The 6,511-nt window shown below is 44.6% G+C and carries 7 protein-coding genes; 2 read left to right on the top strand and 5 right to left on the bottom strand.

Translation table 11 applies throughout. The annotated features are described in order from the left end of the window. Together ENN47_09350 and ENN47_09345 are read right to left on the bottom strand one after the other, a co-directional pair. A partial coding sequence (locus tag ENN47_09350; protein ID HDP78369.1) for a hypothetical protein occupies positions 1-1,150 on the bottom strand: 1,150 nt, incomplete at its 3' end. A 1-nt stretch (position 1,151) separates the two neighbouring features. Then, positions 1,152-1,829, bottom strand: a complete 678-nt coding sequence (locus ENN47_09345; GenBank protein ID HDP78368.1) for a hypothetical protein — start codon at positions 1,827-1,829, stop codon at positions 1,152-1,154. Positions 1,830-1,965: 136 nt separating this feature from the next. Here ENN47_09345 and ENN47_09340 point away from each other — a divergent pair, with 136 nt between their 5' ends. Continuing rightward, entirely contained in the window at positions 1,966-2,625 is a 660-nt protein-coding gene (locus tag ENN47_09340) for an HAD family hydrolase (protein HDP78367.1), read from the top strand. On the opposite strand, the gene ENN47_09335 is transcribed toward ENN47_09340, so the two are convergent. Together ENN47_09335 and ENN47_09330 are read right to left on the bottom strand one after the other, a co-directional pair. Then, positions 2,603-3,640, bottom strand: coding sequence for a low-specificity L-threonine aldolase (locus ENN47_09335; protein ID HDP78366.1), 1,038 nt, complete (start codon positions 3,638-3,640; stop codon positions 2,603-2,605). The two genes, ENN47_09340 and ENN47_09335, sit on opposite strands and share 23 nt — an antisense overlap. A gap of 381 nt (positions 3,641-4,021) precedes the next feature. Continuing rightward, on the bottom strand, positions 4,022-4,381 hold the full coding sequence (locus ENN47_09330; protein ID HDP78365.1) for a DUF3795 domain-containing protein: 360 nt from the start codon (positions 4,379-4,381) through the stop codon (positions 4,022-4,024). Between the two features lie 98 nt (positions 4,382-4,479). Here ENN47_09330 and ENN47_09325 point away from each other — a divergent pair, with 98 nt between their 5' ends. Beyond that, positions 4,480-5,217 carry an acyl-ACP thioesterase gene (locus ENN47_09325; protein HDP78364.1) on the top strand — a complete coding sequence of 246 codons (738 nt, stop codon included), beginning with the start codon at positions 4,480-4,482 and terminating at the stop codon, positions 5,215-5,217. 34 nt (positions 5,218-5,251) lie between these two features. Here ENN47_09325 and ENN47_09320 read toward each other — a convergent pair whose 3' ends face one another. Then, positions 5,252-6,346, bottom strand: a complete 1,095-nt coding sequence (locus tag ENN47_09320) for a KamA family radical SAM protein (protein HDP78363.1) — start codon at positions 6,344-6,346, stop codon at positions 5,252-5,254. Positions 6,347-6,511: the final 165 nt, after the last annotated feature.

The following is a 6,511-nucleotide window of genomic DNA, read 5'->3' as shown; positions in this document are numbered from 1 at the left end:
TTATTGCTTCGTATTCGAAGCTGGATTTTCTGAAGTCTCCGTCTGGAGAAGATGACGTGAAAAGTCTGAGTTCATTCAGTTCGGCATCTCCTATCTCCACAACCGGCTGAATTCTGGCCCCTCCATCGAAAGACGCGCTCTGGCAGCTCAAAGCTGGAAGTTCCTCACCGGTATTGATATGGTGAATCAAAGAACTGACAGCCTGTGTTACTCTGAACACCTCAGCTCCATGTCCGGCATTAGGCGCATAGACCATCGAGGAGTAACCGGGGAGATCATCCACATATAATTTGGAAGCGTCTATGGGCCAATAGGGATCGTTGGTCCCTACAACGATGAATTTCGGCATTTCTAAATCCATGCGGTAGGTGTAAGGATCTATGTATTGAATTAGATCTCGCTTGACAGAGTTGTCCAGATCGTCGAGTATCCCTCTCTCAACGTATTCTCTTATCGAAGGGCTGAAGCTTCCCCAAAAATGAAGCTGGTGCTGCATCTGTTCAGCGATATTGAGATTATCAAACGCGATGGGAACGATTCCTTTGACTCGCTCATCCATTGCGGCTGTAAGCCATGTTGTCCAGCCGCGCTTCGATCCTCCAGTCAGAATGAATCCTTCAATCTTGTCGCCCATGTTCTTGACATAGTTATGGAGAAGGTTCATCGAAACAACAGTCGACTGTACCATTGGTAACAGAGCCGGCCAGCTAAAGTCACCTGTTTCGATAAACTTCGAGAAGGAGTAGCTAAGCAGCCAATCCTCTCTTAACCCACCGAAGAGCGGCTGATTTGGTATATCGAAAAGTACGGCAACGTATGCTTTGTTTTGCAGCGCCAGCAGCCTGAAAATGGAAAGCTCTTCCTGGGTAAACTTGTAATCTCCCGCAATGAATATCACCGCGACTGTTGATAGTACGCTTGGTGGTCGTATTATCATAAGATGATTATGCCACTGAATATTCTGCCACGTAACTGAATCAAACTTTATGGTCTCTATCATTATCAGCCCTTGCGATGGTGATTCCACAATCAAAGCCTTTGCGTCTTCAAGGTTTGAGGGAAGAGTATCCGAATGGAGAAACGCGTCCATTGTGAGCGCTGAAAGTACGGTTCCGACAATCAGTGCAAGAGCAATCACGACAGTCTTCATTTCATGCACCTAAACTCTTCAATAGACTGGCGGTGACTTCTTTCATTTTTTCAACTACATCTTCCGGTCCCGTAATTCTTCCTTCTTCATTTGAGGCAAGGAACATAACCAGGTCCCCAAAGTGAAAAAAGTGATAGACGCGAAAGTCCTTCTCAAATTCAAAGCGAGCCTCACTGAACTTCGCCCCTCGAGGGAACAGCTTATTCCACAGCATTGGCTCTTCGATATATCTCCTGCCTGTAATCTTCGCTTTGTCGACTTCATCCGACCTGACAAAGAGAAGTCCGCCATCTTCTTTAGCTCCGCAGAATCGTTCTTGTCTTTCGTCAAAGCAGGCAGGACTGAAGAAGAACTCATTACCTCCTCGAAGAACAACTTTTACAGCCTTCTTTCGATCAATAGCCTTAAGGAAAATTGAGCTGACAAGATTCTCGCTTTTGTTTTGCGACTTCATGCTGTCTTCGAAGAGGGAGGGCAGCCGATACGTTTCGGAATAGAAGTATTCTTTACTTGTACGTGAGTATTTCAGTGGAGCGCCCAGATTTGTTCTCATGTACCTGAAATCTCTTCGAGCCTGACGACTGGAGATACCGAATTTTCCAGTGTATTCATTCATGGAGGCAGGATCATTGCTTGACAGGCGGTCATGTAACCAAATGAGTCTCATTTCTCTTGACATATCTGCCACCTCCTGGAGTTCGGACGAAAGCCAGCCAATCTTCGCAGATCTCAATTCGAAGATGTTAGAATTGCAATTGTATTATACAGAATTAGTTAGACTAAATCTAGGAGCTGGCCGATGATGGAGAACAGCTATGATTAAAGGAATCATTCTTGATCTGTTCGGTACTATAGTGAGTAACAAAAGGCTCTTCGCCCCTATTTGCTCAAAAATGGCGGCAGACTCTGGAGTTGAAGCAGAAAAAATCGAGAGAGATTTCGTCGATCTTTACAGACGTCATTTCAAGAACTGTCATCGTTTGCCATTTCAGCCAGAAAGATATTACTATTACCTTCTGTTAACGGAACTGATCGAAAAATACGATCTGCCTGAGGACATGGAATCATACTGCAATTTCATGTACGATTCATTCTCCAAGCTTCCCGCCTATTCAGATTCTAAGATACTTAAGAAGATGTACAAGGAGTTCACCACTGCAATTCTCACTAACGCCGATGATGTATTCGTCAAAAAAGTGATTGAGAGAAACAGAATTCCTCATCACGTGCTGTTGACTTCGGAGACTGCGAGATCATACAAGCCTTCTGAAGAGATCTTCGAAAAAATCTTATCACTTACAGGACTGGAGAAACCTGAGACTGTTTTTGTCGGCGACAGTATTCAGGTCGATATGCTGGGAGCTTCCGGCGCCGGAATAAAGGGAATACTTATCGATAGATCCAAATCCTATTTTGACTACGTGCCCAGAATAGAAAGCCTGGAGGAGTTACCTAGCCTGCTAAGGCAACTTTGAGAGCACTTTCGAATTCTATGATGACTCTTTCAAGATCGTCTCGTGAAACGTTCAGATTCGTTACGAATCGCCACTCACCACCCTCGGGAGGATTGATTTTTATACCCTTTTCCAGAAGCGTCTCAACTATGAGTCGCGAACGCACCTCATTAGTGAGCTTGAAGAAGACCATGTTTATGTCGAGCCTTTCAGAGAAAACCTCTATGCCCGGTATCTTTGACAGACCTTCGGCGAGAAATCTAGCGTTTCTGTGATCCACCGAAAGACGATCTATCAATCTCTCCAGAGCGAAAATTCCTGCAGCGGCAACAATCCCGGCCTGGCGCATGGCACCGCCCATAATCTTTCTTCCCTTTCTAGCTTTTTTTATGAACTCTCTCGTGCCGACAAGCATTGAACCTATCGGTGCACCTAGACCTTTAGAGAGACAGAACATGACTGAATCGGACTGAGCAGCGATTTCTGCCGGGCTTGCTTCAGCAGCAATCGCGGCGTTGAAGATTCTTGCACCGTCAAGATGGAGAGGAATCTCTCTCTCTCTTGCAAGTTCGTAGACTTCCTTCATGTATTCCATGGGGAGTAAACGTCCGCTGGAATGTGCATTCTCCAGGCAGATTAGCCCCGTTCTAGGATAGTGAAGATCTTCAGACCTTATCGCTTTCCTGATTCTTTCGGCAGAAGGCATGCCGTCGTCACAATCAAGGGTTCTCATTTGAACTCCGGCTATCACAGCAGAAGCTCCTGCCTCGTGAACAATAATGTGATTTGAAGCAGGTATGATCACCTCGTCTCCCCTTAAAGTATGTGCCAGGATTGAAAGTTGGTTTCCAAATGTTCCCGATGGGACAAAGAGTGCGGCCTCTTTTCCGAGCATGCCCGAGGCTATCTCTTCCAGTCTGTTTACTGTCGGATCGTCTCCATAGACGTCGTCTCCCACTTCTGCATCGGCCATTACCCGGCGCATTTCTTCGCTGGGAACCGTGACTGTATCACTTCTGATGTCTATCCACTTCACGACGGCACCTCCAAAGGTTTGTTATGAAAACAATTATAAACCAGAATCGTTAGGTAAAGAAAAAGCCGGATCTAATGATCCGGACTATATGGGGTTCCTATCTAAGGGGGATAGGGGGGTTATAAACTATAATAATTCTAGTTTGTTTTCATTAATATCGCTTTGTGTTAATAAGGCGAAATCATGCAGGATCAGTTGCTTATAGTTTAATAACAACAAACATTATTAACATGAGTTGATTTCTATGCCATGAGATATGATTTGCCAATTGATCCCGAAGGACTAGGCCTCAAACGGAGGAAGATAATGTCGTGCAAGAGACTGAAGCTCTCGGAAGGCGATTCCTTTCAGTCTTTCAGAACTGGGCGGCAGACCTAGCTTCTACGATTTGCGTTTCTGATCTGAGGAACCGTGCCGCAGTTCATGAACTGAATCCAGTTGTCGCTTCGCTCCGGGTAATGATCTCAAGAACCTTTCCAAGGTTTCACACGGATATTTGTCGCATTCCCCGCAATTAGAAATCCCTTTCTCTTCACAACATCTCTTGAAGGGACATCCATCGCATAGTTTGAAGCGCATGCCGCTGTGACAACCGTAGCAATTGATTTCTGAGAATGCAATATCGAATCCAAAGTCTTTAGACCACCGAATTGCAGTTTCTCTCCTCAACGAATCATCATTGGATGAAGTGGCTCTGTATGTATCGCACTGAGTGCAGTCTATGCCACAGAATGCTATCATATTCATACCACCGTCCTGACCCGCTACAATTAGTGACATCTGCTAACAGATAGAGCATATCATTATGTGAAGCACAAACATAACTATGGAGGGAAGACTTGAGACCATTGGTAACGGAAGAGGTTTACAGAGTACGGTATTATGAGCTGAAAAATGATTGGAAGGCTTCAATTTCATCTATTATGGACTATTTTAACGATGTTGTGACATTACAGACGGTGCAGATTGGCCACGGCGTCGACGTAATGAGCAGTGGAGAGTATGCATGGCTTCTGCTTCGCTGGGAAATAAGGGTCGACAGGTACCCTGACTACATGGAGAGAGTTGTTGTTCGCACTGTTCCGCATTCGATGGACAGATACTACGCTTACAGGCGTTTCGAAATCCGTGATACTTCAGGTGCATGTATTGTAGAAGCCGATTCTCAATGGATCTTGATCGATCAGAAGAAGCGGAGACCGGTCCGGATAGGAGAAGAGTTCTATAGAAGATACGGTGTTGACACAGACTTCCATCAGCCTCTCTCTTTCACGAGAATACCCGAGCCGGAAGCTGTTGATAGGGAAGTCTTTCTAAGAGTCCGCCAATCGGACCTGGACACAAATGGACATTCAAACAATGTATCGTATGTCAAATGGATAATTGAGACAGTCCCGAAAGAGATAGAGAACGGGCATCTGCGAAGGCTCGCTATTAGATACTTGCACGAGTCAAGAAGAGACGATGAGATTGTAATAACTGGCACGTTCAGAAAATGCAGTAATTTTCTTGAGGGAATGCATCGTATAAGCAAAGGCGAAAGATTGCTGACATTGGTTAGGACTGAGTGGATATGAAGGACGGCAGAAACCGCCCTTCAAGGCCACTCCATTAGACAAGCGAATCTGGATCCACGTAATCATCCAGCCAGTAGGCATTTGGGTTTCTATCGAAGGCCATGAATAGATCATATCGTCTTGGATCTGCCGCTCTATGGTACTTCATGTATATTTTGTCTTTATCGAGTCCTACATACTCTATCTTTCCGGTTGCATGAGACATTACGAATCTAGCTCTCTTCGCAAGGCCGGAGACTCTGTCAATAGACTTTTTGAAAATTGCATAACCCTTTTCGGCGGGAACGGCGTAAGTATGATTTCCCTTGGTTGGTCTGCACTGGAAGACATAGTAAGGCGGTATTCCTATGAATGAGAGTTTTCTGAAAAGTTCTGTCATTACCTCAACGTCATCGTTGACTCCTCTTATCATTGGAGTTTGATTGCAAATCACCGCACCTGCGTCCCTCAAAATGTTTAGGCCTCTAATTGACACGTCCGTAAGCTCTGTAGGATGATTGAAGTGTGCCATTATGTAAATTCTCTTCTCTGGAGTGCTATACTTCTTCACCATTTCAGGAAGATCGGGATCATTTATTATTCTGTAAGGGTTAAAAGCGACCATCTTACTTCCAAACCTGATTATTTTGACATGATCGATTTCTCGAAGTCTCCTCACAATGTCGCCCAACTTTTCCGTAGAGAGTATTAACGAGTCTCCTCCTGTAAGAAGAACATTAGTAATCTCTTTGTGCTCCTTAATGTACTCTATACCTTTTGTGACGTCATTGACAACTTCCTTATTCTCCACTGAAAACAGTCTCTTTCTGAAGCAGAACCTGCAGAAACTCCCGCAGACCTTCGAGACAAGCAGCAAAGCAGTGTCTGTGTATTTGTGCTCCATACCAGGAGCTACCGTGTACTTATGCTCCTGCGAAGCGTCTAAATCTCCCCATTCGTCAAGTTCTTCGAGATCGGGCACGATTATCCTCTTGATAGGATCTTGCGGGTCTTCCCAGTTGATAAGCCCAAGATAATAGTCATTTGCCCTGAATGGATAGACTTCAGTCACTCTTTTCATCTCTCTTATCTGTTCATCACTGAGATCCTCGATTTTGTCGACGTTCGTGAGATATTTTGGTTTCTGCAAATTGATCACTCCTTACCTGGACTAAAGATTTACTTCATTGTCTTTCCATATCGATGCGCAATACTCCTTCAAAGGAGAACTCTCAATGGTCGAAGCACATTGAGAATAAACTTCCTTCTTCTTCTGCAATCCAAAAAAATCAAATGATATAAATCGTACGAGTAA

It is taken from the genome of Mesotoga infera, from assembly GCA_011045915.1.
Lineage (GTDB): Bacteria > Thermotogota > Thermotogae > Petrotogales > Kosmotogaceae > Mesotoga > Mesotoga infera_D.
The sequence above is the reverse complement of the archived record's forward strand: the minus strand, read 5'-3'. Positions and strand labels throughout refer to the sequence as shown.